This window comes from Sphingomonas endophytica (assembly GCF_014199415.1).
Classification (GTDB): domain Bacteria; phylum Pseudomonadota; class Alphaproteobacteria; order Sphingomonadales; family Sphingomonadaceae; genus Sphingomonas; species Sphingomonas endophytica.
Genome location: NZ_JACIJN010000015.1, coordinates 20,897 through 47,103, shown reverse-complemented (window position 1 = coordinate 47,103; position 26,207 = coordinate 20,897). Strand labels below are relative to the sequence as shown.

The 26,207-nt window shown below is 68.0% G+C and carries 19 protein-coding genes; 14 read left to right on the top strand and 5 right to left on the bottom strand.

What is annotated here, in order from left to right; genetic code table 11:
• Positions 1–215 precede the first annotated feature (215 nt).
• From rplI to rpsF, 3 genes are read right to left on the bottom strand one after another with little or no spacing between them, the layout of a single operon-like run.
• Positions 216–809, bottom strand: coding sequence for a 50S ribosomal protein L9 (gene rplI / locus FHS97_RS16800; protein WP_184040813.1), 594 nt, complete (start codon positions 807–809; stop codon positions 216–218).
• A gap of 12 nt (positions 810–821) precedes the next feature.
• Positions 822–1,046, bottom strand: coding sequence for a 30S ribosomal protein S18 (gene rpsR / locus FHS97_RS16795; RefSeq protein WP_007403456.1), 225 nt, complete (start codon positions 1,044–1,046; stop codon positions 822–824).
• Positions 1,046–1,483 carry a 30S ribosomal protein S6 gene (gene rpsF, locus FHS97_RS16790; protein ID WP_184040810.1) on the bottom strand — a complete coding sequence of 146 codons (438 nt, stop codon included), beginning with the start codon at positions 1,481–1,483 and terminating at the stop codon, positions 1,046–1,048. Before rpsF ends, rpsR begins: the two co-directional genes overlap by 1 nt.
• A 311-nt stretch (positions 1,484–1,794) precedes the next feature.
• On the opposite strand from rpsF, the gene fabD reads away from it, so the two are divergent.
• Positions 1,795–2,754, top strand: a complete 960-nt coding sequence (gene fabD, locus FHS97_RS16785; RefSeq protein ID WP_184040807.1) for an ACP S-malonyltransferase — start codon at positions 1,795–1,797, stop codon at positions 2,752–2,754.
• A gap of 144 nt (positions 2,755–2,898) precedes the next feature.
• Here the strand turns inward: fabD and FHS97_RS16780 are convergent, their stop codons facing one another.
• Positions 2,899–3,966, bottom strand: a complete 1,068-nt coding sequence (locus tag FHS97_RS16780) for an acyltransferase family protein (RefSeq protein ID WP_184040804.1) — start codon at positions 3,964–3,966, stop codon at positions 2,899–2,901.
• Positions 3,967–4,126: 160 nt separating this feature from the next.
• Between FHS97_RS16780 and fabG the strand changes: the two genes are divergently transcribed.
• The 13 genes from fabG to FHS97_RS16715 all read left to right on the top strand — a co-directional run bounded on the left by fabG (position 4,127) and on the right by FHS97_RS16715 (position 23,297).
• On the top strand, positions 4,127–4,870 hold the full coding sequence (gene fabG, locus FHS97_RS16775) for a 3-oxoacyl-[acyl-carrier-protein] reductase (RefSeq protein ID WP_184040801.1): 744 nt from the start codon (positions 4,127–4,129) through the stop codon (positions 4,868–4,870).
• Positions 4,871–4,979: 109 nt separating this feature from the next.
• A complete protein-coding gene (locus tag FHS97_RS16770) occupies positions 4,980–5,216 on the top strand; it encodes an acyl carrier protein (protein WP_028056834.1) in 237 nt (78 codons plus the stop codon).
• A gap of 165 nt (positions 5,217–5,381) precedes the next feature.
• The gene (gene fabF, locus FHS97_RS16765) at positions 5,382–6,638 is read left to right on the top strand and encodes a beta-ketoacyl-ACP synthase II (protein ID WP_184040798.1); all 1,257 of its coding nucleotides are present in this window, start codon (positions 5,382–5,384) and stop codon (positions 6,636–6,638) included.
• Positions 6,639–6,648: 10 nt separating this feature from the next.
• A complete protein-coding gene (gene mltG / locus FHS97_RS16760) occupies positions 6,649–7,617 on the top strand; it encodes an endolytic transglycosylase MltG (RefSeq protein ID WP_184040796.1) in 969 nt (322 codons plus the stop codon).
• A gap of 273 nt (positions 7,618–7,890) precedes the next feature.
• On the top strand, positions 7,891–9,216 hold the full coding sequence (locus FHS97_RS16755; protein ID WP_184040793.1) for a chloride channel protein: 1,326 nt from the start codon (positions 7,891–7,893) through the stop codon (positions 9,214–9,216).
• Between the two features lie 72 nt (positions 9,217–9,288).
• A complete protein-coding gene (locus tag FHS97_RS16750) occupies positions 9,289–10,194 on the top strand; it encodes a dihydrodipicolinate synthase family protein (protein ID WP_184040822.1) in 906 nt (301 codons plus the stop codon).
• Complete coding sequence (locus FHS97_RS16745) at positions 10,194–11,189, top strand: 4-hydroxyproline epimerase (protein WP_184040790.1); 996 nt, start codon at positions 10,194–10,196, stop codon at positions 11,187–11,189. Before FHS97_RS16750 ends, FHS97_RS16745 begins: the two co-directional genes overlap by 1 nt.
• 118 nt (positions 11,190–11,307) lie before the next feature.
• A complete protein-coding gene (locus tag FHS97_RS16740; protein WP_184040787.1) occupies positions 11,308–12,723 on the top strand; it encodes an amino acid permease in 1,416 nt (471 codons plus the stop codon).
• The gene (locus FHS97_RS16735) at positions 12,720–13,952 is read left to right on the top strand and encodes an NAD(P)/FAD-dependent oxidoreductase (protein WP_184040784.1); all 1,233 of its coding nucleotides are present in this window, start codon (positions 12,720–12,722) and stop codon (positions 13,950–13,952) included. The genes FHS97_RS16740 and FHS97_RS16735 overlap by 4 nt, the downstream gene beginning before the upstream one ends.
• A gap of 145 nt (positions 13,953–14,097) precedes the next feature.
• Positions 14,098–14,769 carry a GntR family transcriptional regulator gene (locus FHS97_RS16730; RefSeq protein WP_184040782.1) on the top strand — a complete coding sequence of 224 codons (672 nt, stop codon included), beginning with the start codon at positions 14,098–14,100 and terminating at the stop codon, positions 14,767–14,769.
• A gap of 175 nt (positions 14,770–14,944) precedes the next feature.
• On the top strand, positions 14,945–17,878 hold the full coding sequence (locus tag FHS97_RS16725) for a TonB-dependent receptor domain-containing protein (RefSeq protein WP_184040780.1): 2,934 nt from the start codon (positions 14,945–14,947) through the stop codon (positions 17,876–17,878).
• Positions 17,879–17,943: 65 nt separating this feature from the next.
• The gene (locus FHS97_RS16720; protein ID WP_184040778.1) at positions 17,944–21,051 is read left to right on the top strand and encodes a glycoside hydrolase family 2 TIM barrel-domain containing protein; all 3,108 of its coding nucleotides are present in this window, start codon (positions 17,944–17,946) and stop codon (positions 21,049–21,051) included.
• Positions 21,048–23,297 carry a S9 family peptidase gene (locus FHS97_RS16715; RefSeq protein WP_184040776.1) on the top strand — a complete coding sequence of 750 codons (2,250 nt, stop codon included), beginning with the start codon at positions 21,048–21,050 and terminating at the stop codon, positions 23,295–23,297. The genes FHS97_RS16720 and FHS97_RS16715 overlap by 4 nt, the downstream gene beginning before the upstream one ends.
• A gap of 201 nt (positions 23,298–23,498) precedes the next feature.
• On the opposite strand, the gene FHS97_RS16710 is transcribed toward FHS97_RS16715, so the two are convergent.
• The gene (locus FHS97_RS16710) at positions 23,499–26,168 is read right to left on the bottom strand and encodes a DUF5695 domain-containing protein (protein ID WP_184040774.1); all 2,670 of its coding nucleotides are present in this window, start codon (positions 26,166–26,168) and stop codon (positions 23,499–23,501) included.
• Positions 26,169–26,207 lie beyond the last annotated feature (39 nt).

Genomic DNA, 26,207 nt, shown 5'->3' with positions numbered 1-26,207 from the left:
CCCCGCGCCCCCCCCCCCGCCCCCGCCCCCCCCCCCCCCCCCCCCCCCCCCCCCGCCCCCCCCCCCCCCCCCCCCCCCCCCCCCCCGCCCCCCCCCCGCCCCCCCCCCCCCCCCCCCCCCCCCCCCCCCCCCGAAGTGGCGGTGCCGCAAAAGGAAAGGCCCGCCCGGAGCGATCCGGGCGGGCCTTTCTTCGTGCAGGCGATGCGTGGGGCCGATCAGCCCTGCGCGTCGTCCGACTGAACCTCGGCGGTCGCGCCCGGCTCGGCATTCGGATCGTAATCCTCGGTGAAGCCGCCCTGATCGCGGCCTTCCTCGAAGACCTGCTGCATGACGTCGACGCCGGCCGTCTGCATCTCGGCCTCTTCGGGCGAGCGCGCGACGTTGACCTTGACGTTCACGACGACTTCCGGGTGCAGCTGCACCTTGACGTCGTACAGGCCGATCGACTTGATCGGACGATCCAGCACCACCTGGCTCTTGGTCACCTTGTGACCATCGGCCACCAGCGCCTCGACCAGATCGCGCACCGCGACCGAACCGTACAGCTGGCCGGTGTTCGACGACTGGCGGATCAGCGTGATCTGCGCGTCCTTGAACGAGCCGGCTTCCTTCTCGGCCTCGCCGCGACGGTTGGCGTTCTCGCTCTCGATACGCGCGCGGTTCGCCTCGAACACCTTGCGGTTGGCTTCGTTGGCGCGCAGCGCCTTCTTGTTCGGGAGGAGGTAGTTACGGGCGAACCCGTCCTTGACCTTCACCACGTCGCCGATGCCGCCGAGCTTCTCGACGCGCTCAAGCAGGATGATATCCATCTGCTCTTCTCCTTACTTCACGACGTAGGGCAGCAGGCCCAGGTGGCGGGCGCGCTTGATCGCCTGCGCCAGCTCGCGCTGCTTCTTGGCGCTCACCGAGGTGATGCGCGACGGGACGATCTTGCCACGCTCGGACACGAAGCCCTGGAGCAGACGGACGTCCTTATAGTCGATCCGGGGCGCATCCTTGGCGCTGAACGGGCACGACTTGCGGCGGCGGAAAAACGGACGCGCCATTATGCGGCCTCCTCTTCACGGTCACGACGGGGGCCACGATCGCCACGATCGCCGCCGCGGTCACCACGCTCGCCACGGCCGCCTTCGCGGTCGCTGCGGCGCTCACGGTCGCGCTCCTGCTTGCGCATCATCACGGTCGGGCCCTCTTCATGGCCGTCGACGCGGACGGTCATGTAGCGGATCACGTCCTCGTTGATGCTGGTCTGACGCTCCAGCTCGGCGACGGTGTCGCCCGGTGCGTCGATCTCGAGCATCACGTAGTGCGCCTTGCGGTTCTTCGCGATGCGATAGGCGAGCGAGCGCAGGCCCCAAGTCTCGGCCTTGACGACCTTGCCGCCACGTTCCTCGACGATCTTGGTGGCGGTTTCCGCCAGCGTGTCCACCTGCGCCTGTGCCAGATCCTGGCGCGCAAGGAACACATGCTCGTACAGAGCCATGCATGTACCTTCATGTTGGCCGATCGCTGACGTGCGCCCCATGCGCAACGCCCCTCCGGCTGTCGTTCCAATGGCAAAGGGCGGCAAGGGTGAGTCCCTTCCGCCCGACGCCGCCGCGCTATGACGCCAAATCGCGTCCGGCGCAACCGAATGTTGACGCGCGAATGTTGCGAATGTTGAGACGATCGCGCGTTGGATTAAACATTTCGACCTTGTGGCATCCTTATGCCAGAAAGCGCGCCCAATCGCCAGTAGTTGACCGGAAGCGCGCACGCGGCCTAGCAGCGCGGGCAATTTTCACGGAGGCCTTCATGCGCGCGTTCATCTTTCCCGGTCAGGGCAGCCAGGCGGTCGGCATGGGCGCGGCGCTGGCCGACGCTTCGGCGGTCGCGCGCGAGGTGTTCGGCGAGGTCGACGAGGCGCTGGGGCAGAATCTGCGTCGGCTGATGGCCGAAGGCCCGGCCGACGAGCTGACGCTGACCGAGAATGCGCAACCCGCGATCATGGCCAATGCGATCGCGACGCTGCGCGTGCTGACGCGCGAGGGCAACGTCCGGCTGGCCGAGAAGGCCGACTACGTGGCCGGGCATTCGCTGGGGGAATATAGTGCCCTGTGCGCGGCGGAGACGTTCGATCTCGGTACCACCGCGCGGCTGCTCAAGACGCGCGGGCGTGCGATGCAGGCGGCGGTGCCAGTCGGCGAGGGCGCGATGGCGGCGCTGCTGGGGGCGGACGTCGAGAAGGCGCAGGCGATCGCCGGCGCGGCGGTCGACCTGCTCGTGACCGAAACCGGCGAGACGTTGGTCTGCACCGTCGCCAACGACAATGATCCGTCGCAGGTGGTGATCTCCGGGCATCGCGTCGCGGTCGAGCGCGCGGTCGCGCTGGCCAAGGAAATGGGCGCGAAGCGCGCGGTGTTGCTCCCGGTGTCGGCGCCGTTCCACTGCGCGTTGATGGAAGATGCGGCGCGGGTGATGGAAGACGCGCTGGCCGCGGCCGATCTGCGCGCGCCGCTGGTGCCGGTGTTCGCCAACGTCGATGCGGTCGCCGTCGCCGATCCGGGGGCGATCCGGCGCCTGCTGGTCGAGCAGGTGACGGGGCGCGTGCGGTGGCGCGAGTCGGTGCTGGCGATGGTCGAGGCCGGCGTAACCGAGTTCGTCGAGTTCGGCGGGAAGGTGCTGGCGCCGATGGTCAAGCGCATCGCGCCGGATGCGGAGGCGGTCAGCGTGGTGTCGATGGACGATGTCGAGGCACTGCTGAAGCGGCTGTGAGGGCAGGCGCGACAATTTGATCCATTTACGTGGAAGCGGGGCCGGCCCGCTCCCCCAACCGACCTCCCGAAGCTTGTCCTGAATGGAAGGTCGGGTGGGAAGCGGGCCGCTGCCGCCGCTGATCCGGCTTTGCCGGATCAGGCGTCAGGCGGGCGCGCCCTCGAACCGCCGCGACAGGCGGCGGCCGAGGCGGATGAACGGGCGCTCGACCAGCCAGACCGAGAGCAGCACGACCACCGGCAGCAGCACGAGCGGGAAAGGCGCGCGCGGATAATGCGCGGCCGGCGCGAGGAAGAGCTGCTGCCACAGATAGAGGCTGTACGACCCCGCCCCGACGATCTGCAGGACGCGCCATTCCAGGATCACGCGCACCCAGCGCAGCGCATTGCCCGCGAAGATGACATAGGTGACGAGGAACGGCAGCGCGACGGTCGCCACCGCCTCCAGCCGGGTCAGCGGGCCGAGCACCAGCAGCGCGACCGCCGCCAGCCACAGCGGCGTGAAGGTGGCGCGCTGGCAGGCGTGCCGCACCGCCGGGCTGAGCGCATAGAGCGCCCCGGCGGCGATGCAGCCAAACGACGTGAAATTGCTGTGAAAGACATAAGGCGCCCGCGCGATGCCGATCGTGCAGCCGACCAGTGCCGCGATCAGCAGCGGCACGCGCCAGCGCGGCGCGGCGAGCGCGATCAGCAGCGGCCAGGCCAGATAGAATTGCTCCTCGACCGCCAGCGACCAGGTATGCGCCACCCACCAGTCGCAATCGACGAAGCCGATGTTGCAGGTGAAGGTCGCCGCGCTGGCGAAGCTGGCGGCGGGTAACGTGAGCGCGCCGACGGCGGACAGAAGGCCGACCACCGCGAAATAGGCCAGCAGCGGCGGCAGGATGCGGCAGAAGCGCCGGGCGTAGAAAGCGGCGATGCTGACGCGGCCGCGCTTCGCCTGTTCGCGCAGCATCAGCGAGGTGATGATGAACCCGCTAATGACGAAGAAGAGCTGCACCCCGATCTGCGCCAGCGGCCCCGAGACGCGCTGCACCAGATGCATGGCCGCGCCGGGCATGTCGGGAAAGCGGAAGTTGACGGCGTGCGAGAAGACCACGAAACCGGCGGCGATCGCGCGCCAGCCGTCGATCCCGCGATGGCGGCGGTGCGGCCGGTCGTCGGCATGCGGCATGTCGTCGGCGAGTGCGTCGCCGGCTGGTTTCAGCGTCACCCGCCGTGTTCCCCTGTCAGTGTCCCCCGCGGACGATCGCGCTGGATTAGGCAGATAATCGCCGGACTTCCAGCGCGCCGTCGCACGCACTTGCCCGTTGCGGGACTTGTCGGGCGGCGGCGAGGCGATAAAGCGGGCGCGTCATTGTGAAGGATCAGAGATGTTCGACCTGTCAGGCATGACCGCATTGGTCACCGGCGCATCGGGGGGGATCGGCTCGGCGATCGCCAGGGGGCTCGCGGCGCAGGGCGCGCGGCTGGCGGTGTCGGGATCGAACGTCGCCAAGCTGGAGGCGTTTCTCGGCGAGCTGGGCGGGGAGGGGCATGTCGCCGTCCCGTGCGACCTGTCGGATGCCGCCGCGGTCGACGCGCTGGTGCCGCAGGCGGTGGCGGCACTGGGCGGGCGGATCGACGTGCTCGTCAACAATGCCGGCGTGACGCGCGACAATCTGGCGATGCGGATGAAGGACGACGAATGGGATCAGGTGATCCGCGTCAATCTCGAAGCGGCGTTCCGGTTGATCCGCGCCGCGGCCAAGCCGATGATGAAGCAACGCTTCGGCCGCGTCATCTCGATCACGTCGGTCGTCGGCCAGACCGGCAATCCGGGGCAGGCGAATTATGCCGCGTCGAAGGCCGGGCTGGTCGGCATGTCCAAGGCGCTGGCGCAGGAACTGGCGAGCCGCAACATCACCGTTAATTGCGTCGCGCCCGGCTTCATCCGCTCGGCGATGACCGACGGGCTGCCCGAGGCGCAGAAAACGCAGTTGACGGCGCGCATCCCGGCGGGCGATCTGGGGACGGGCGAGGACATCGCCGCCGCGGTCGTGTATCTGGCGTCTAGGGAGGCCGGCTACGTCACCGGGCAGACCATCCACGTCAACGGCGGGATGGCGATGGTTTGAGCCATCCGCTCGGCCGGCACCGCACACGCGGACTTGTCAGGCGGGTTAACGGGCTCTACCTGCGTTCAGGAAATTTAAATCACCCCCCCAAATCGAAAGAGGGAAAGTTATGAGCGAGACCGCCGACCGCGTGAAGAAGATCGTCGTCGAGCATCTCGGCGTCGAAGCCGACAAGGTGACCGAGGACGCGAGCTTCATCGACGATCTGGGCGCGGACAGCCTCGACATCGTCGAGCTGGTCATGGCGTTCGAGGAGGAATTCGGGGTGGAAATCCCGGACGACGCCGCCGAGAAGATCTCGACCGTCAAGGACGCGATCACCTATATCGACGAGCACAAGGGCTAAGGCCCTGATGCGCCGGGTGGCGGGGCGATGCGCCCCTGCCGACGCCCGGTCGTCGAACAGATTTGAGCGGCTTCCCGTCCTTCGCTAGAGGATGGGGAGCCGTTTCGTTTATGAAGACCGCCGGATGCGTGGGAGAGGCGCAAGGGGCGGGAAGAAGGGAAGCCTATGCGTCGCGTCGTCGTCACCGGACTTGGTCTCGTCACCCCGCTCGGGGCGGATGTGGAAACCGCCTGGGCGAACCTGATCGCCGGGAAATCGGGCGCGGGTCCGATCACGCGCTTCGACACCACCGGGCAGAAATGCCTGATCGCGTGCGAGGTGAAGCCGAAGGACCATGAATATGGCTTCGATCCCGACAAGCGCGTCGACCACAAGGTCCAGCGGCAGGTCGACCCGTTCATCGTCTATGGCATCGACGCCGCGGGGCAGGCGCTGGAAGACGCCGGGCTGACCGAGATGGACGAGGAAATGCGGATGCGCGCGGGCGTGTCGATCGGCTCGGGGATCGGCGGCTTGCCGGGGATCGAGATCGAGTCGATCAACCTGCACGAGCGCGGTCCGGGCCGCGTGAGTCCGCATTTCGTCCACGGGCGGCTCATCAACCTGATTTCGGGGCAGGTTTCGATCAAGTACGGCTTGATGGGGCCGAATCATGCGGTCGTCACCGCCTGTTCGACCGGTGCGCATTCGATCGGCGACGCGGCGCGGATGATCCGCGACGACGACGCCGACATCATGCTGGCGGGCGGTGCGGAGAGCACGGTCAATCCGCTCGGCGTGGCGGGCTTCGCGCAGGCGCGCGCGCTCAACTGCAGCATGAACGACCGCCCCGAACAGGCCAGCCGCCCCTATGACAAGGACCGTGACGGCTTCGTGATGGGCGAGGGCGCGGGGGTGATCGTGCTCGAGGAATATGAGCACGCCAAGGCGCGCGGCGCGAAGATCTATGCCGAGGTAGTCGGTTACGGTCTGTCGGGCGACGCCTATCACGTCACCGCGCCGCATCCGGAGGGCAAGGGCGCGGAGCTGGCGATGCGCATGGCGCTGCGCAAGGCGGGGATGACCCCGGCCGACATCGACTATATCAACGCGCACGGCACCTCGACGATGGCCGACACGATCGAGCTGGCGGCGGCAAAGCGCGTGTTCGGCGACGATCTTTCGGGCGCGTCGATGTCGAGCACCAAGTCGGCGATCGGGCATCTGCTGGGCGGCGCGGGCGCGGTGGAGAGCATCTTCTGCATCCTCGCGCTGCGCGACCAGATCGTGCCGCCGACGCTCAACCTCGACAATCCCGACGAGGGCACCGAGGGCGTCGATCTCGTCCCGCATCATGCCAGGAAGCGGCCGGTGCGCGCGGTGCTGAACAATTCGTTCGGCTTCGGCGGCACCAACGCTTCGCTGGTGATGAAGGCGCTCTGAGGCTCGACCCATGCGCAGGCTCGGCTGCTTCGCTTTTGTCGCCGGCCTGCTGCTGATCGCGGCCGGCTTCTGGGTCGGATACGGCTGGAAGGGCGCGGGGCCGTTGCCGCGCGCCGCCAATGTCGAGATCGCCGAGGGATCGAGCCTCGCCGCGGCGGCGCGGACGCTGGAGAAGGCCGGGGTGATCGGCTCGGCGCGGCGCTTCCGCGTGCAGGCGCGGATCTTCGGGTCGGGCGCGCCGATCAAGGCCGGCGAATATGCCTTCCCCGAGCACGCCAGCGCGGCGCAGGTGCTCGCGATTTTGCAAGGCGGCAAGGCGGTGCAGCGGCTGGTGGTGGTGCCCGAAGGGCTGCCGTCGGTGATGGTGCGCGACGCACTGCTGAAGGCCGAGACGCTGACCGGCGACGTCAAGGTGCCCGCCGAGGGGTCGGTGCTGCCGGACGGTTATGCATTCGAGCGTGGGGAGTCGCGCGCGGCCGTGCTGGCGCGGATGCAGGCGGCGATGACGAAATATCTCGCCGCGGCGTGGAAGACGCGCAAGCCGGGCGCGGTGGTCACGACGCCCGCGCAGGCGATCATCCTTGCCTCGATCGTGGAGAAGGAAACCGCCAAGCCCGAGGAGCGGCGGACGGTCGCCGCGGTCTATGGCAACCGGCTGCGGCTCGGGATGCCGTTGCAGGCCGATCCGACCGTCATCTACCCGATCACCAAAGGGCGGCCGCTCGGGCGGCGGATCCGCCAGTCGGAGCTGCGCGCGAAGAACGGGTACAATACCTATGCCTCGCCGGGACTGCCGGTCGGGCCGATCGCCAATCCGGGGCGGCTGTCGATCGATGCGGTGCTCGATCCGGCGCAGACGGAGGCGCTGTATTTCGTCGCGGACGGCAGCGGCGGCCATGTCTTCGCCGACACGCTGGCCGAGCATAATGCCAATGTGAAGAAATGGTATGCGATCCGCCACGCGCGCGGGGAGATGTAGGCGACCCGGGTGATTTGGTGAGCCGTGATCGCGAGCGAAGCGGAGCAATCCAGCGCCGGATCAGGATGCCCTAGATTGCTCCGCTTCGCTCGCAATGACGAAGCAGAAGAAGCGGAGCGCGGGGTCAAGCGCGGGGTGTCGGCTCGGGGTGTCTGTTCACCGTTGACGCTTCGCCGTAGGCGGTGAGTGGGCCGCTTCACGCACTTCGCGGCGAGCACGAACGCTGCGGCTCTATGCTGGCCTTTCCGCGCCGCGCGCGTGTAAGGCGTCGGTATGACCGAGCAATCTTCATTGCGCTACGGGCCGTTCGGCTGGACGCGGGCGCGGATGCGGGCGTTGCTCCGCTCGCAGCGGCCGCGCGCGCGCCGGCTGCGCGCGCGACTGGCACTCCTCGCCGGGGCGGTGGCGATCGGGCTGGCCGCGACCGTCTTCGCGCTGGCGGCGGATGCGTGCGGCGAGTTGTTCGCCGGGCTGGCGCGACGAAACCGCTGGGTGCCGCTGGTCACGACCCCGCTGACCTTCGGCGCGCTGGTCTGGCTCACCCGGCGCTTCGTGCCGCTCGCGCGCGGCTCGGGAATACCGCAGGTGATGGCGGCGCAGGCCGATCCCGAGCGGGCGACGCGCTCGCTGGTGTCGGTGCCGACGGTGATCGGCAAGGCGGCGCTGACGCTGGTCGCGGTGCTGGCGGGGGCGTCGGTCGGGCGCGAGGGGCCGACGGTGCAGATCGCCGCGGCGGTGATGGGGCTGACGCATCGCATCTTGCGCGTGCCGCTGCGCGCCGGGGCGCTGATCGCGGGCGGCGCGGCCGGGGTCGCGGCGGCGTTCAACACACCGCTGGCCGGGCTGCTGTTCGCGATCGAGGAACTCGCGTCGGCATATGAGCAGAAGGTCACGTTGCTGGTGGTCGGCGCGATCGTGATCGCGGGCATGGTCGCGCAGTCGGTGCAGGGCGACTACCTCTATTTCGGCATGGTCCGCGCGCACATGCCGATCGGCTCGGCGCTGATCGTCGCGGGCGTCGCCGGGCTGGTCGGCGGCTTGGCCGGGGGCGCGTTCGCGCGGGCGATGCTGGCGCTCGCCAACGGGGTGCATCCGCTGGCGGCGTGGAGCAAGCGCCGCCCGATCTGGTTCGCGGTCTGCTGCGGCTTGGTGGTCGCGGTGTTGGGATGCGGCACCGGGCTGACCTGGGGCACCGGCTATAGCGCGGCGCGCGCGATGATCGGCGGGGTCGATGCGCCGCTGTGGTTCGGGCCGGCCAAGCTGGTGGCGACGCTGGCGACCGCGGTCGCCGGGCTGCCCGGCGGGATCTTCGCGCCATCGCTGGCGGTCGGGGCGGGGATCGGCAATCTGTTGCGGCCGATCTTCGCCGATTCGCCGGCGTCGGCGGTCGTGATCCTCGGCATGGTCGGCTATTTCACCGGGGTGGTCCGCGCGCCATTGACGGCGGTGATCATCCTGGCCGAGACGACCGGCAGCCGCGGGCTGATGCTGCCGATGTTCGCCACCGCCTTCGTCGCCGATGGCGCCAGCCAGTTCATATGCCGTGAGAAACTGTACCATGGTCTTGCGCGCACCTTTGCGCTCCCCCTCGATAAATAGCTTGGTGAACTCGACCTTATATCGTATACGAACCTTGTTATTCAGGAGGATGATGTGGTTTCTGGTTCGAGCATGTGGACGGGCGTCTACCCTGCGGCAACGACGCAGTTCGCGGCTGACGGTTCGGTGGACATCGACGCGACGCAGCGCGGGTTGGTGGCGCTGGTCGAGGATGGCGTCGACGGGCTGATCCTGCTCGGCACCTGCGGCGAGAACAATTCGCTGGACGTCGACGAGAAGCATGCGGTGCTGCGTGCGGGCGTCGAGGCGGTCGGCGGGCGCGTGCCCCTGGTGTGCGGCGTGTCCGAATTCACGACGCGGCGCGCCGCGGCGTTCGCGAAGGAGGTCGAGGACATCGGCGTCGACGCGCTGATGCTGCTGCCCGCGATGGTCTATGTGCCGACGCCCAACGAGCTGGCGACGCATTTCCGCACCGTCGCCGAGGCGACCGGGCTGCCGATCATGCTCTACAACAACCCGCCCGCGTATCGCGTGTCGGTCGACTTCAACACGCTCGAGCTGCTCGAGCCGGTCAAGAACATCGTCGCGGTCAAGGAAAGCGCGCCCGATCCGCGCCGCTTCACCGACGTCATCAATCGTTTCGGCGACCGTTATATCGTGATGGCCGGGCTCGACGACGTCGCGCTGGAGGGCATGTTGCTCGGCGCGAGCGGCTGGGTCTCGGGGCTGACCAGCGCCTTCCCGCAGGAATCGGTGGCGCTGATCGCGGCGGTCGATCGCGGCGACTGGGAAGAGGCGCGGCGCATCTATCGCTGGTTCATGCCGCTGCTCCACCTCGATGCCGAGCATGATCTGGTCCAGTCGATCAAGCTGGCCGAAGAGATCATGGGCCGCGGGTCGGAGCGCGTGCGTCTGCCGCGTCTGCCGCTGGAAGGCGCCCGCCGCGCCGAGGTGATCGCGATGGTCGAGAAGTGCGCGGCGACGCGGCCGGTCCTGAAGGAAGCGGTCGCGGCCTGATGCGCCACACCTTCTTCTGCATCGACGGCCACACGGCGGGCAATCCCGTCCGCCTGGTGGCCGGGGGCGCCCCGCTGCTGCGGGGTGCCAGCATGGCGGAGCGGCGGCAGGACTTTCTGGCGCGGTTCGACTGGATCCGCACCGGATTGTGCTTCGAGCCGCGCGGGCACGACATGATGTCGGGCGGATTCCTGTACCCGCCGTGCGGCGATGCGGATGCGGCGATCCTGTTCATCGAAACCTCCGGGTGCCTGCCGATGTGCGGGCACGGGACGATCGGGATGATTACCTTCGGGCTGGAGAACGGCCTGATCACCCCGCGCGAGCCGGGCCGGCTGCGCGTCGAGGTGCCCGCCGGGGTGATCGACATCGAGTATGTGGCCGAGGGCAATCGCGTCCGCTCGGTGAAGATCCGCAACGTGCCCGCCTATCTGGCAACGCAGGGGCTGCGGATCGACGTGCCGGGGTTCGGGCCGCTGTCGATCGACGTCGCATATGGCGGCAATTACTACGCGATCATCGAGCCGCAGGGTGCATATACCGGGCTCGACGATCTCGGCGCGGCGCGGATCGTCGAGCTGAGCCGGACGATCCGCGAACTGGTGCGTGCCGTTTATGAGCCGGTCCATCCGCTTGAGCCGACGATCCGCGGGGTCAGTCATGTGCTGTGGGCCGACCAGCCGAAGGGCGAGGGCGCGGACGGGCGGAATGCGGTGTTCTACGGCGAGCGCGCGATCGATCGCAGCCCGTGCGGCACCGGCACCTCGGCGCGGCTTGCGCATCTCGCGGCGACCGGGCGGCTGGAGGTCGGCGACCGCTTCGTGCACGAAAGCTATATCGGCAGCCGCTTCATCGGACGCGTCGAGGCGGAGACGAGGATCGGCGAGCAGCCGGCGATCGTGCCGTCGATCGAGGGCTCGGCGATCGCGACCGGGTTCAACACGATCTGGATCGATCGCGAGGATCCGTTCTGGAGCGGGTTTACGGTGGTGTGACCGGCCTGTCCGTCATTGCGAGCGCAGCGAAGCAATCGAGGGCCCGGCGCGTGACGCTCTGGATTGCTTCGCTGCGCTCGCAATGACGGCGGAGTAAACGACAAAAAGGGAGAGGCATTTGGCACGAGGATTGTTGGGGCCGCTGAAGCCGCTCGACGCGCGGGAAGCCGATCCGGAGCGCAAGCTGCGCAAGACATTGAGCTGGCCGCATCTGATCGCGCTGGGGATCGGCGCGATCGTCGGCACCGGCATCTACACGCTGACCGGCGTGGGCGCGGATCGCGCCGGGCCGGCGGTGATCCTGTCGTTCGCGATCGCCGGTGCGGTCTGTGCGTGCGCCGCGCTCGCCTATGCCGAAATGGCGACGCTGATCCCGACCGCGGGCAGCGCCTATACCTATACCTATTCCGTGATCGGCGAGAGCATCGCGTGGATCGTCGGGTGGAGCCTGATCCTCGAATATTCGCTGGCCTGCTCGACGGTGGCGGTCGGCTGGTCCGCCTATCTGGTCGGCTGGTTGCAGAGCGCGGGCGTGCATCTGCCCGCCGCATTGCTGTCGGGACCGCATGGCGGGGGGATCGTCAATTTGCCGGCGGTGCTGGTCGCGCTCGGGATCGCGGGGATGCTGGTCGCGGGCACCAGGGAGAGCGCGACGTTCAACATCGTGCTGGTCGCGATCAAGATGGTCGCGCTGGCGGTGTTCGTCGCGGTCGCGCTGCCGGCCTTTTCGGGAAGCAATTTCGAGCCGTTCATGCCTTATGGCTTCGGCAGTCATGTCGAGAATGGCGCGACGCGCGGGGTCATGGCGGCGGCGGCGATCGTCTTCTTCGCTTTCTACGGCTTCGACGCGGTCGCGACCTCGGCCGAGGAGGCGCGCAATCCGGGGCGCGACCTGACGATCGGGATCATCGGCTCGATGGCGGCGTGTACGCTGATCTACATGGGCGTCGCGGTCGCGGCGATCGGCGCGGTGAGCTATATCGACTTGGGCAAGTCGGCCGAGCCGCTCGCTTATGTGCTGCGCACGCTCCAGCATCCGTTCGCGGCCTGGGCGATCGGGCTGGCGGCGCTGATCGCGCTGCCCTCGGTGATCCTCGTGATGATGTACGGGCAGAGCCGGATCTTCTTCGTCATGTCGCGCGACGGGCTGTTGCCCCGCGCGCTGAGCCGCGTATCGGCACGCACCGGTTCGCCCGCGCTGGTGACGATGGTGACCGGCGTGTTCGTCGCCGCCGTGGCGGGGTTCTTCCGGCTCGACGAGATCGCCGAGCTGGCGAACGCGGGCACGCTGCTGGCGTTCATCGCGGTGGCGGCGTGCATGATGGTGCTGCGCAAGCGTGCGCCCGAGCTGAAGCGCGTGTTCCGCTGCCCGGCGCCGATGCTGGTCGGGACGCTGGCGATCCTCGGCTGCATCTATCTGCTGGTCAGCCTGCCGACGCACACGCTGGTGCGGTTCGCGCTATGGAACGTGCTCGGCGTGGTCTTCTATCTCGGCTACGGCCGCGCGCGCAGCCTGGTGCGGGCCGCGGCATGATCCGCTCGGCGATCGTCGTCGGCGATGGCGTGGTGGCGCTCAACGTCGCGCTCGCCTTGCAGAAGCGCGGGACGCAGGTGACGATCGTCGCCCCCGACGCGCCGTGGCGTGGCGCGTCATGGGGCAATGCCGGGCATATCGCGGTCGAGCAGGTCGAGCCGCTGGCCTCGCTGGCGACGATCGCGAGCGTGCCCCGGCGGCTGTTCTCGCGCGGCGGGGCGCTGGCGCTGCCGGCGCGGGCGGTGGGACGCTGGCTGCCGTTCACGCTGCGGCTGCTGCGCGCCAGTACGCCCGCGCGGTTCGCGCGCGGCAAAACGGCCTTGTCGGCGATGCTCGCCACCGCGATTCCGGCGTGGCAGCAGGTGCTGGCGGCGGCGGGCGCTTCCGAACTGCTGCGCGTCGACGGTCATTATGTCGTATGGGAGACGCCGGCCAGCGCGGCGCGCGGGCGCGCGGCATGGCTGGCGGCGGACACCGGCACTGCGACGGTGCGCAACGCCACCGGCGAGGAACTGGCGGAGCTGCGTGCGCTGACCGAGGTGCCAATCGCGGGAGCGATACGCTTCGCGGGCAGCGGCCAGATCACCGACACCGCGGCGCTCGGCGCGGCGCTGACCGGATGCTTTGCCGCCGGCGGCGGCGAGCGGGTCGTCGGGCGGGTGCGCGCGATCGCCGTCGAGGCGGCGCAAGCGACGGTGACGCTGGACGAAGGAAGCAGCCGGGCGGCAGACGTGGTCGTGATCGCCGCCGGTGCCGCCTCCGCGCCGCTGGTCGCGCCGCTGGGCTTGCGCGCGCCGCTGATCGCCGAGCGCGGCTATCATATCGAGGGCGATCCGGGCGACTGGCCCGCCGATCAGCCGCCGGTGGTGTTTGAGGACCGCGCGATGATCGTGACGCGCTTCGCCGGGCGGTTGCGCGCGGCTAGCATCGTCGAATTCGCCGCGGTCGAGACCCCCGCCGACCCGCGCAAATGGGCGCGGCTGCGCGCGCATGTCGCGGCGCTGGGCCTGCCGTTGCACGAGCCGGTCACGCCGTGGATGGGCGCGCGCCCGACGCTGCCCGACTATCTGCCCGCGATCGGCCGGCGTGGTGCGGTCGCCTATGCCTTCGGGCACCAGCACCTCGGGCTGACGCTGTCGGCGACGAGCGGCGAGGCGCTGGCGGCGTTGCTGCACGACGAAACGCCGGCCTATGATCTCGCGCCCTTCGATCTCGCGCGGTTCGGATAGCGATGGGCCGGCGCCTGTCGCGCCACCCCGCCATCAACCATGATTTTGTGTTGCAATGCGGGGCAGGCCGGCCGGAGCCATTGCGCGCGGCGTGACGCGCTGGTTAAGTGATTTACCGGTATATCTCTGCCGGTTGGGGCTTTTCATGACCGGCATCATCGTCCGCAATCTTTCCGAGCAACTCGTCGACCTTGTCCGCGACCGCATTCTCGCGGGCCAGGTCGAGGTTGATCGCGCGATCCGGCAGGATGCGCTCGCCGCCGAACTGGGGGTCAGCAAGATCCCGTTGCGCGAGGCGCTGACGCGGCTGGAGCAGGAAGGTCTGGTCCGCTCGCGCGCCAATCGCGGCTATTTCGTTCGCGAGCTGACGATCGCGGAGGCCGAGGAAGTCTACGCGCTGCGCCTCAAGCTGGAACCCGAGCTGGCGGCGCAGGCCGCGGCCAACGCCAGCGAGCAGGAACGCGCGGTGGCGATGCAGACGCTGGCGCAGCTCGACGAGGCGACCAACGCGCATGGCGACGGCGTCGGCGCGTTCAACCGCGCCTTCCACCTCGCGCTGCTGCGCCCGTCACGCCAGCCGATCACGACGACGATGCTGGAGCGGCTGCACGTGCTGGGCGAGCGTTACGTGCGCAAGCATCTCGAACCGCTTGGTCGCGACCAGCGCGCCAACGACGAACATGCGCAATTGCTGGAAAGCTGGCTGTCGCGCGACACCGCGGTGGTGCGCGAGCGCATGTATGCGCACATCGAGCAGACGGTGCTCGACCTGCGGCGTGAGTTTCGCACTGGTGCCGTTATCACCGATCTCGGCTGATGTGCGCCGGCTGGTGATTGACCTTTAGGCACGCTGCCCGTTCAAAGAGCAATACGGCTCCGTAACGACATGAAAAAGAGTCAGTTTTGCTGCATAGTTTCGTATAATATATTTGATGTACGCACCTGCCCCTGTATGATCGCGGTATCAAACAAGCGAGAAGAAGGGGGTAGACATGGTTGGAGCGAAGAGGTGGCTGGCGTCCGCCGCGATGGGCGCACTGGTGTTCGGCGGGGCGTTGCCGGCGGCGGCGCAGGTGGCAGCCGGTGGTCAGGCGTCGGCCGCGGCCGATCCGCAGGGTGATGTCGAAGGCGAGGGCGTGGTCGTGACCGGCACGCGACTCGCGCAGCCCGGCGTGATGAGCAACAGCCCGATCACCACGGTCGACGCGGGCGAGATCCGGCTGCAGGGTGCGACCAACGTCGAGAGCGTGCTCAACCGCCTGCCGCAGATCACGCCGGACGCGAACGAGAACGTTTCCAACGGATCAAACGGTACCGCCACGGTCAATCTGCGCAATCTCGGCGCCAACCGGAACCTGACGCTCGTCAACGGGCAGCGTCTGTTGCCGATCCAGGCGACCGATCTCAACTTCATCCCGGCGTTCATGGTCAAGCGCATCGACGTCGTCACCGGCGGCGCATCGGCGGTGTACGGATCGGACGCGGTGTCGGGCGTCATCAACTTCGTGCTGCGCGACGATCTGAACGGCGTGCTGGGCAATGTCCAATACGGTTTTTCGGCGCACCATAACGACAATGCCACCAACCGTGACCGCGTCGCGGGTGCGGGCTTCAGCCGCGCGCTCGACACGCCGGTCGACGGGCAGCGCTTCGACGCGAACATCGCGATGGGCGCGAATTTCGCCGACAATCGCGGCAACGTGACCGCCTATTTCGGCTATCGCGACGTCAAGCCGATCCTCCAGTCCAGCCGCGACGTCTCCGCCTGCGCGCTCGACCCGAACGACACGCGCACGGCGCTGGTGTGCGGTGGCTCGTCGAACAACGAATACGGCCGCTTCACGCCGCAGCGCGACGGCGCCGGCGACTTCAACAACACCAAGGACGGCCAGAAGACGTGGGTGCCGTATGACAACAGCTTCCGCTACAATTACGCGCCGCTGAACTATTTCCAGCGCAACGACACCCGGTTCACCGCCGGCGCGTTCGCGAAATACGAAGTGACCTCCGCCGTCGAGCTGTACGGCAGCTTCATGTTCATGGACGACCGCACCAATTCGCAGGTCGCGCCATCGGCGCTGTTCTATGGCTATGGCTATTCGGTGAATTGCGACAATCCGCTGATGAGCGCGCAACAGGCCAGCCTGCTCTGCGGCGCAAACGCGGGGACGAGCACGGTGCAGGACACGTACATCGGCTATCGCCCGGTGGCCGCACCCGCGCAGCCGCGGCGCGACGATCTGCGCCACACCGACTATCGCGTGACCGGCGGTGTGCGCGGCGAGATCGCCAAGGGCATTCGCTATGATGCGAACGCCTTGTTCTCGACGGTGATCTTCAACGAGACCTATCAGAACGACATCGATCCGGCGCGCGCCAACCGGGCGCTGAAGGTCGGCCTGGTCAACGGCGTTCCGACCTGCCAGTCGGTGATCGACAAGTCGGATCCGAGCTGCGTTCCGCTCAACGTCTTCCAGTACGGCGGACCGACCGCGGCGGCGCTCGGGTATATCTATGCGCCGACCAGCACCGAGGGACTGGACAAGGAGACGGTGCTGTCGGGCACGGTCACCTTCGACGGCGGTGAATATGGCGCGAAGCTGCCGTGGGCCGATACCGGCGTCGGCGTGGTGGTCGGCGTCGAGCATCGCCGCGAAAGCCTCGAGTTCAGGGCCGATGCGCTGGCGCTGGCCAAGGGCACCAAGGAAATTGCGGGCGCGTTCGACGTCACCGAAGGCTTCACCGAAATTCGCGTGCCGCTGGTCGAGAACCGCCCGTTCTTCGAGGAACTGTCGCTGACCGGCGGCTATCGCTTCTCCAAGTACAGCACCACCGGCAAGGGGATCTCGACCTACAAGGGCGAGATCGCCTGGGCGCCGACGCGCGACCTGCGGCTTCGCGGCGGCTACAATCGCGCGATCCGTGCGCCCAACATCTCCGAACTGTATTCGGCGCAATATCCGGGCAACGTCGGCACCCAGGATCCGTGCGCCGGCAAGACGCCGACCGCGACTGCCGCGCAATGCGCGCTCACCGGCGTGACGGCGGCGCAATATGGCCGCATCCCGGAATGCCCGAGCGAGCAGTGCACCGGCTTCTTCGGCGGCAATCCGGCGCTGAAGCCCGAGCAGGCGGATACCTATACCGCCGGCGCGGTGCTGACCCCGACTTTCATAAAGGGGCTGACGCTCTCGGTCGATTATTACAACATCAAGGTGAAGAACTACATCAACGCGATCCCGATGCAGTTGACGATCGATCAGTGCATCGGCACCGGCAATCCGTTCTTCTGCTCGCTGTTCAACCGTAACCCGCGCAACGGCGTGTTGTTCTCGGGTGATGCAAACACGGCGGGCTATGTCCTGTCGACGACGCAGAACACCGGGTCGCTGGCGACCAGCGGCATCGACTTCACCGCCGATTACACGTTCCGCACCGCAATCGGCGCGCTGAGCAGCAGCTTGGTCGGCACGTGGCTGCGCGATCTGAGCACCGAGCCGCTGCCGGGGCTGGCCTCCTACGATTGCAAGGGGCTGTTCGGTGGCACCTGCGGTCAGCCGAGCCCCGAGTGGCGGCATCAGGCGCGCTTCACCTGGACGTCGCCGGACGACAAGGGCTCGATCTCGCTCAACTGGCGCTACATCGGTCCGACGAAGGTGTCGTTCAACGACAAGGCGCAATTCCCGGGCAGCGCCACCTATGTCATCAACTCCCGCCTGCCGGTCGCCAATTACTTCGATCTCGCCGCGACCGCGAGCGTGACCAAGGCGCTGACGCTGCGCGCCGGCGTCAACAACCTGCTGGATCGTGACCCACCTGCGATCGCGCAGGGCGTTCTGGCGCTATTCGGCAATGGCAACACCTATCCCGGCGTGTACGACGTCGCCGGGCGCAGCTTCTTCGTCGGCCTGTCCGCCGAGTTCTGAGGAAGGCGAGGGGAAGGAACGGCCGGCGCGCGCTCGCGTCGGCCGTCGTCGTGGGAGAAAAGACGATGACGGGTCGGGTCGCACTTGCCGTGCTGGTGTCAACGCTGGCGGTCGCGCAGGCGACTGCCCAGGGCGCATCGCCGCCGACGCCGGCGCCTGCCGAGTGGGAGCGGCCCGAGGTGATCCGCACCGGCGCCGAGCCGATGCACGCGACCTTTGCCGGGTTCGAGAGCAAGGCGGCGGCGTTGCGCGACGATCCGGCGCGCTCGCGCTATCATCTGTCGCTCGACGGGCAATGGTCGTTCCATCACTCGCCGACCCCGGAGGCGCGACCGATTGGGTTTGAGAAGCCCGATTATGACGTCAGCAAATGGGGCAAGGTGGCGGTGCCCGGCATCCTGCAGGCCGAGGGACAGGGGACGCCGGTGTTTATCGGCGCGGGCTATCCGTTCCCGCGCAACCAGCCGTGGATCGATCACAAGCTGAACGAGGTCGGCTCTTACCGGCGCGAGGTGGTGGTGCCGGCGCAGTTCGCGGGGCGGCGGCTGTTGTTGACGGTCGGCGCGGCGGGCGCGGCTTACTATCTGTTCGTGAACGGTGAGCGGGTCGGCTATTCGGAGGATTCCAAGCTGCCCGCCGAATTCGACGTTACCAAGGCGATGCACCCGGGACGCAACACCGTCGCGATCGAACTCTATCGCTACGCCGACGGCAGCTATCTCGAAGATCAGGATTTCTGGCGGGTCAACGGCATCGAGCGCAGCGTGACGCTCTATGCCGCCCCCGCGACGCACCTGCGCGACCTCGACGTACGCGCGGGGCTGGCCAATGACTATCGCGACGGCACGCTCGCGCTGAACGTCGCGGTCGGCGGCGGGGCGGCGGCGGTGCGGGTGCGCGCGACCGTGCTGGATCGCGGGCGCGTGCTGTTCAAGCGCGAGGGCGCGCCGGACGCAGAGCGCAACGCGCGGCTGGAGGGGAGCATTCCGGCGGTGCGCGCGTGGAGCGCCGAGACACCGGAACTCTATACCCTGCTGGTCGAATTGCTCGATGCGAAGGGCAAGGTGGTCGAGGCGACCGCGCGGAAGATCGGTTTCCGCACCGTCGCGATCGAGGATGGCGAGGTGCGCGTCAACGGACGCCGGATCACGATCCGCGGGGTCAACCGCCACGAGCATGATCCGCATACCTTCCACGTCGTGTCGGACGCGACGCTGCGCCGCGATCTGGAATTGATGAAGGCGGCGAACGTCAACGCGCTGCGGCTGTCACACTATCCCAACGACCCACGCATCTACGATCTGGCCGACGAGATCGGCCTGTATGTGATGGACGAGGCCAATATCGAGAGCCACGGCTATCTGGCCGAGGCGCAGCAGAACGGCGATCCCGAACACACGCTGCTCGGCTACAAGCCCGAGTGGAAGGCCGCGCATCTCGATCGCGTCGAGCGGATGGTCGAGCGCGACAAGAACCATCCGTCGATCATCTTCTGGTCGCTGGGCAACGAGACCGGGATCGGCAGCAGCTTCGAGGCCGCGGCGAAATGGGTGAGGGCGCGCGACAACACGCGGCTGATCAATTTTCTCGGCTATAGCATGAGCGGGTGGCGGCACCCGACCAATGCCTATGTCGATATTTTCGCGCCGATGTACGACGACGTCGAGAAACTGGTCGATTATGCCGAGCGGCCCGAGTTCACCCAGCCGCTGATCCTGTGCGAATATGCGCATGCGATGGGCAACAGTCTCGGAAACTTCCAGGATTATTGGGACGTCATCCACGCGCACAAGAAATTGCAGGGCGGGTTCGTGTGGGACTGGGTGGATCAGACGATCATCCAGAAGGATGCGCAGGGCCGCGACTATTGGGCGCAGGGGCGTGACTTCGTGCCGGATGGCGACGAGAGCCCGGTCGGCGACGGCGTGATCCAGTCCGACCGGACGCCCGACCCGGAATATTATGAGCTGGCGAAGGTCTATGCGCCGATCCAGTTCGAGCGTGACGGCGCGGGCTATGTCGTGGTGAACCGCCACGACCATATCGATTTGTCGCGGTTCACGCTCGACTATGCGGTGCTGGAGGACGGGCGTGAGGTGGCGCGTGGTTCGGTGCCGATGCCGCAGGTCGCGCCGGGCGCGCGTGCGCCGCTGTCGCTGGCGCTGCCGACGGCACGCGATGGCGGGGCGGAGCGGATGCTGGTGCTGCGCGCGCGCGCGACCAGGGGGGCGATCCCGCTGGTCGAGGCGGGGCATGTCGTCGGCTATGAGCAATTCGCGCTGTCGGCGCCGCGTGTGCTCGCCGCGCCGGTCGGGAGCGTCGCGCCGGTCGATGGCGGCGACGCGTGGCGGCTGGCGGCGGGCGATGCGGTGCTGGAGATCGACAAGGCGACCGGGCTGGTGAAGCGCTATGCGCGCGGCGGGGCGACGTTATTGACCGGCGGCGCGCCCGATTTCTGGCGCGCACCTACGGATAACGACGTCGGCATCGGCGTGACCAAGACGCACAAGATGTGGGAGCAGTTCAGCAACAACCGGCGGCTCGACGCGCTGGCGGTCGATGGCGGCGCGATCGTCGTGACGCACGACATGGGCGTCGGATCGGTGAAGGTCACGACGCGCTGGACGATGGACACGAAGGGACAGGCGCGCGCGACGGTGCGCTTCGTGCCGATCCGCGACGACCTGCCCGACCCGCCGCGTGTGGGGGTGCAGTTCCACATGACGCCGACGCTCGACCGGCTGCACTGGTACGGGCGCGGGCCGTGGGAGAATTATGCCGATCGCAAGACCGCGGCGTTGGTCGGCGAATGGCGCGGCGCGTTGGCCGATCAGTACCACGATTACGCGCGACCGCAGGAATCGGGGACGAAGCAGGATGTGCGCTGGTTCGACGTGACCGGTGCGAATGGCGCGGGCGTGCGGGTCAGCGGCGACCGGCCGCTGGCGATCAACGCGCTGCCGTTCCCCTATGCCGATCTGATGGAGAAGCTGCCCGCCAAGGCGCATAGCAGCGAAATTCGCGCGCATGGCGATGGCACGTTGTTGATCGATGCCGCGCAGAGCGGGGTGGGGGGTGATACCGGGTGGAGCCTCGATGGGCGGCCGCACATGAAATATCGCGTGCCGCTCGCGCCGCTCGAATGGACCTACACGCTGGGGGCGGCGCAATGAGGCGCGCGTTGCTGACGCTCGCGCTGCTCGCCACCCCGGCGCTGGCGCAGACCGATCCGCGGGTCGCCCGGTCGATCGCGTTGCGCGACCAGTGGCAATGGCTCACGCGCGACATCGCCTTCCCGGCGGAATGGGATGCGGACGGGCGGCACTTCCATTATCGCAAGACCGTCGCGGGCGGGTTCGCGTTCGTCGATGTCGATGCCGCGACACGCGCCAAGACGGTCGCGTTCGACGCGGCGGCGGTGGCGAAGGGGCTCGGCAAGGCGCTGAGGAAGACGGTCGATCCGCGGCGGCTGCCGTTCGAGCATTTCGCGTTCGCGGGCGAGCGGCGCGCGATCGACTTTGCGATCGATTATGCGCCGTGGCGGTGCACGCTGACCGACTATGTCTGCGCGCCGGCCAGCGGCGAGGGGCCGCGGCCGCGTGGGTTCGGGGTGGTGCGTGACCTGAAAGTGCCCGCGCGTAATGTGCCGCACCGCTCGCCCGATGGCGCACGCGAGGCGCTGGTGATCGACGACAATCTCGTGCTGCGGGCGGCGGGCGGCGGCGCGGAGGCATGGCGGAGCCAGGACGGCAGCCCCGGCGACTTCTACGATCCCGAGACGATCAGCTGGTCGCCGGACGGCAAGTGGGTGGCGCTCTATCGCGTGCGGCCCGGTTACCGCCGGATCGTGACGCGCGTGGTGTCGTCGCCGAAGGGAGAGGTGCAGCCGGTGCTCGCCGAGCAGCTCTATCCCAAACCCGGCGATGCGATCGATCAGGAGCGGCCGGTGCTCTTCGAGGCGGAGACCGGGCGGCGTGTCGATGTGTCGAACGCGCTGTTTCCGAACCCGTGGCAGTTGGGCGCGATCAGCTGGCGCAAGGACGGACGCAGCTTTGCGTTTGATTATATGCAGCGCGGTTTCCAGCACGCGGGCGTCATCGCGGTCGATGCCGAGACCGGCGCGGCGCATGAAGCGGTGCGCGAGGATGCCAAGACCTTCATCTTCAACGAGCGGCGCTATGCGCATGATGTCGGCGATCAGGGCCGCGAGCTGATCTGGGCGTCTGAGCGCGATGGGTGGCGCCATCTGTACCTGATCGACGCCGCGACCGGGCGGGTGAAGCGGCAGATCACGCGCGGTAAATGGGTGGTGCGCGACATCGCGCACGTTGACGACGAGCAGCGGCGGATCTGGTTCTCGGCGAGCGGGGTGACGCCGGGCGAGGACCCGTATCACAAACACTGGTTCCGCGTTGACTTCGACGGCCGCAACCTCACCCGGCTGACCGATGGCAACGAGACGCACGAGGCGAGCTTCGCGCCGGACGGGCGGACGTTCGTCGACGTGCATTCGCGCACCGATGTGCCCGAGGTCGCGGACGTGCGCGACGCGGTGACGGGCACGGTGCTGGCGACGCTGGAGCGCGGCGACGTGCGCGCGCTGGCTGCCGCCGGCTATCGACCGCCCGAGCCGTTCGTGGCGAAGGGGCGTGACGGTGCGACCGACATTTACGGGCTGGTGGTGCGCCCGCGCGATTATGATCCGGCCAAACATTATGCGGTGATCGAGAACATTTACGCCGGGCCGCACGACAGCTTCGTGCCAAAGGGCTATTGGCCGTTCGGCGCTTTCTCCGGCGGCGACAAGGCGATGGGGATGCAGCAGATCGCCGATCTCGGCTTCATCGTCGTGATGATCGACGGGATGGGGACGGCGAACCGCTCGAAGGCGTTCCATGACGTCGCGTGGAAGAACCTCGCCGACAGCGGCTTTCCCGATCGCATCGCATGGATGAAGGCGCTGGCGGCGAAGGACGCGTCGGTCGATCTGTCGCGGGTCGGCATCTATGGCGGGTCGGCGGGTGGGCAGAGCACGCTCAACGCGCTCTTGTTCCACCCGGAATTCTACAAGGCCGGGGTGGCGTTCGCGGGATGTTTCGATAACCGCATGGACAAGATCGACTGGAATGAACAATGGCTCGGCTGGCCGGTCGACGCGAGCTATCTGGCGGCGTCGGGGGTGGTGCACGCCGACAAGTTGCAGGGCAAGTTGCTGCTGGTGGTCGGCGAGCAGGACTCGAACGTCGATCCGGCCTCGACGATGCAGGTGGTCGATGCGCTGGTGCGCGCCGACAAGGACTTCGAACTGCTGGTGGTGCCGAACGGCGAACATACCGTGGGGCGGTCGACCGGGCCGGTCGCTTACGGGCAGCGGCGGGAGTATGACTTCTTCCTGCGCGCGCTGGGTGGGGCGCGGTGATTGTCCGTCATTGCGAGCGTGGCGAAGCAATCCAGGGCGTCCTGATCCGGCTCTGGATTGCTTCGCTGCGCTCGCAATGACGACAGTTGGCGGCGCGCCTTCCATCATCGTCATCCCGGACTTGATCCGGGATCCCGCTTTACTTGGTCGGTCGAGAAAAAGAAGCGGGGCCCCGGGTCCAGCCCGGGGCGACGCTGAAGGTTAGCGGGGCGTGAGGGTCACGGTGGTTGCGCTCGGAGACAGCGCGATCGTGGTGAAGCCGCGCTCGGCCGTGCCCTTGCCGATCGCATAGGCCGCGCCGCCTGCCGGTGCCTCGACCGACAATTGCGCGACCGGCGTAGTCGGGGTCGCCGGGTCGAGCGTCAGTTCGATGCGATGCGTCGCCGGCACCCAGTGCGCCTTCGCGATCGTGCCTGCCGCCAGCGTGATCCATTGCCCGGCGGGCGCAACGAACAATCGCGTGCGCGCGCCGTCGTGGGGGACGATCTCGACCGCCGCACCGTCCTCGCGCACCGTGCCGCCGAAGCCGAGCCAGCCGAACGTCGCGTCCTTCACCAGATAGGTCGCGGCGGCATAGGCATGGCCGAAAAAGCCCATGCCGTAATCGCCGGTGTAGGCGTCCCAGCGCATCATGTCGGGTTCGGAGTGGAACGCCGCCGACGCGAAGCCCTCGCGGTCGATGTTGGTGATCCCGCCCATCAACCCGCCGTACGCGACGCGCAGCAGGTGGAGGTCGGCCGGATCGCGGCGATAGGCGTCGAACAGCGGCACCGCGTTGAGCGCCGAGCCGTAATGGTGGATCTGCCGCTCGATCCGCTTCACCTTGCCGCCGTACAGGAAGTCCCAATAGCGGCGCGCATTGCCGTTATAGCCCCAGTGCGGGATCGTAGGATCGTAGCCGAGGATCACCTCGCGCGTGACCGCCGCTTCCTTGGGGTGGTTGAAATAGCGCATCCACGCATAGACCTCCGGCTGGCCGGTCGAATCCCATGCCATCTCGCTGCCGAACGGGAAAGCGAGCGTGCGCCAGTGATCGGCGCGCGCCTTCATCAGCCCCTCGACCTCATCCGCCTGCGCGGTGAGCCCCTCGCGCTTCAGGTCGGCGAGGATCTCGAGGAAGATCTCGCCTTCCATCTGCCCGAACTGCGCATAATGCGGCGCGTCGCGCATCATCGCGACGGTCGTGCGGTACGCATGGTCGAGATAGAAGCGCCAGTCGTGGCGCGTCACCAATCCGGTGTGATGCCGCGCGAGCCGGTACAGCACCCAATGGCCGATCGCGACGTGCGGGTAATTGTACGAGCGGCCGAGATCGTCGGCCTGGTTCTTGTCCCACGACGCCCAGGTCGACCAGTCGATGCCCTTGTCATAGTAAGAGCCGAACGTCTTGGGATCGTAGTAGAACAGGCTCTTCTTCACGCCGCCGTCCGCGGACTGCAACTTGGGGAGCACGGTCTCGTCGACCATCCGCTCCAGCTTGGCGACTTCACCGGCATCGGGATTGTCGAGCTGCTTCATCGTCGCCGCGACCCAGGCGCCGCCGCCGCCCTCGTCGCTCATCCCCGCGATCCACACGCGTTGGTCCTGCGTGACGATGTGGTTCGCCTCGCGGTCGTAGGTGAGGATCGAGGGCGCGCGCTTGAACGGGTCGCCGGCGTCGTCGAACCATTGCCTGGTGGTGCTGAACCGGCCGAGATCGGCGGCGACCTGCGCCAGCGGCTTGGTGACGTAATAATGGACGCTCTGCACGCTGCCGTCGGCATAGGTGATCGCGACGCGTGCGCGGCCCCAGCCGGTGCCGGTGACGCGCCAGCGGTTCCAGCCTTGCGGCCCCGCCACCTTGGTCAGCGTGAGGGCATCGGCTGGCGTGACCTTGACGTCGCGCACCGGCTGCGACGCGCGGACGAACAGGTCGGCGGGGCTGTCGTTGGGGACGACATAGCCGGGGATGCCGACCGCGACCGGGCGGCGTTCGGCCTGCAAGGTCGCCTCAATCGCGCGGATCGATGGCGCGGCGACCAGCCGCACGCCGAACGTGCGCTTCTCACCGGGCGCGAGCGTGAAGCCGGTGGCGGGGTTCCACGGCTGGCCCTTGTCGGCCATCGCGCTGCTCGAGACCATCCAGTCGTAAAAGCCCTCGAACGTCTGCTGGCGCGGGGTGCGATCGGTGAAGACCGGCGGCGCGGACGTGCGGCGCGCATCGTCGAGGATGCGATATTGTTCGAGCGGGGTACGCCCGTCGGGCAGCACCAGCAGCGCCGGCCCCTTGCCGTTGAGGCGCGTCACCTGAAGATAGCCGGCGTCGCTGCCGATATAGGGATCGACGAAGCTTGCCTGCGCATGCGCCTGTTCGAGCGAGCGGTCGGTGATGATGTTGTCGAACACCATCGGCATTCCGAGCGCGCCGATCTGAACCGGGGTGGTGCCGCGGTTGGCGAGCGTGAAGCGGAGCACCGGCGCGCCCTTGTCGCGCAGCCACGTCCGTTCGACGGTGAGCGGGAAGCCGCCGCCCATTGTCGCGGTGATGTCGGCGCGCGCGATGACGTTGCCGGTGGCGGCAAGCGCGCGAACCGGTACGCGATGCTGCGCGGAGGAGAAGTCGCGCCATTCGCCGCCAGCGCTGCGCACGCGAAGGTGGAGATCGCCGATCTGGTTGAAGCCGTCGCCCTTGCGCGCCGTCGCCCTGCCGCTCGGAACGAAGTCGAACGCCGGCTCGGCGCGTGGCGACAGGGTGCGCAGCGTCTGACTGACGGGATCGAGCGTGAACGTCAGCGCTCCACCCATGTCACCGGACTTTCGCGCCGGCGCCGCATTGAGCAGCGCGCCACTCGCCAGCGCCGCCCCCGCGAGATAGAAAGCCAACCGTCGCATCGCTCACCCTTTTTCTTCGCGGTTCGATTGACTTCGCAC

Excerpts from the sequence above, each read along its gene's own strand:
- FHS97_RS16755 (WP_184040793.1), top strand. The coding sequence starts at position 7,891 with ATGACCGAGCAATCTTCATTGCGCTACGGGCCGTTCGGCTGGACGCGG.
- FHS97_RS16725 (WP_184040780.1), top strand. The coding sequence starts at position 14,945 with ATGGTTGGAGCGAAGAGGTGGCTGGCGTCCGCCGCGATGGGCGCACTG.
- rpsR (WP_007403456.1), bottom strand. The coding sequence starts at position 1,046 with ATGGCGCGTCCGTTTTTCCGCCGCCGCAAGTCGTGCCCGTTCAGCGCC.
- FHS97_RS16710 (WP_184040774.1), bottom strand. The coding sequence starts at position 26,168 with ATGCGACGGTTGGCTTTCTATCTCGCGGGGGCGGCGCTGGCGAGTGGC.
- FHS97_RS16735 (WP_184040784.1), top strand. The coding sequence starts at position 12,720 with ATGATCCGCTCGGCGATCGTCGTCGGCGATGGCGTGGTGGCGCTCAAC.
- fabD (WP_184040807.1), top strand. The coding sequence starts at position 1,795 with ATGCGCGCGTTCATCTTTCCCGGTCAGGGCAGCCAGGCGGTCGGCATG.
- FHS97_RS16730 (WP_184040782.1), top strand. The coding sequence starts at position 14,098 with ATGACCGGCATCATCGTCCGCAATCTTTCCGAGCAACTCGTCGACCTT.
- rpsF (WP_184040810.1), bottom strand. The coding sequence starts at position 1,483 with ATGGCTCTGTACGAGCATGTGTTCCTTGCGCGCCAGGATCTGGCACAG.
- fabG (WP_184040801.1), top strand. The coding sequence starts at position 4,127 with ATGTTCGACCTGTCAGGCATGACCGCATTGGTCACCGGCGCATCGGGG.
- FHS97_RS16750 (WP_184040822.1), top strand. The coding sequence starts at position 9,289 with ATGTGGACGGGCGTCTACCCTGCGGCAACGACGCAGTTCGCGGCTGAC.
- FHS97_RS16715 (WP_184040776.1), top strand. The coding sequence starts at position 21,048 with ATGAGGCGCGCGTTGCTGACGCTCGCGCTGCTCGCCACCCCGGCGCTG.
- fabF (WP_184040798.1), top strand. The coding sequence starts at position 5,382 with ATGCGTCGCGTCGTCGTCACCGGACTTGGTCTCGTCACCCCGCTCGGG.
- mltG (WP_184040796.1), top strand. The coding sequence starts at position 6,649 with ATGCGCAGGCTCGGCTGCTTCGCTTTTGTCGCCGGCCTGCTGCTGATC.
- FHS97_RS16720 (WP_184040778.1), top strand. The coding sequence starts at position 17,944 with ATGACGGGTCGGGTCGCACTTGCCGTGCTGGTGTCAACGCTGGCGGTC.
- FHS97_RS16745 (WP_184040790.1), top strand. The coding sequence starts at position 10,194 with ATGCGCCACACCTTCTTCTGCATCGACGGCCACACGGCGGGCAATCCC.
- FHS97_RS16770 (WP_028056834.1), top strand. The coding sequence starts at position 4,980 with ATGAGCGAGACCGCCGACCGCGTGAAGAAGATCGTCGTCGAGCATCTC.
- rplI (WP_184040813.1), bottom strand. The coding sequence starts at position 809 with ATGGATATCATCCTGCTTGAGCGCGTCGAGAAGCTCGGCGGCATCGGC.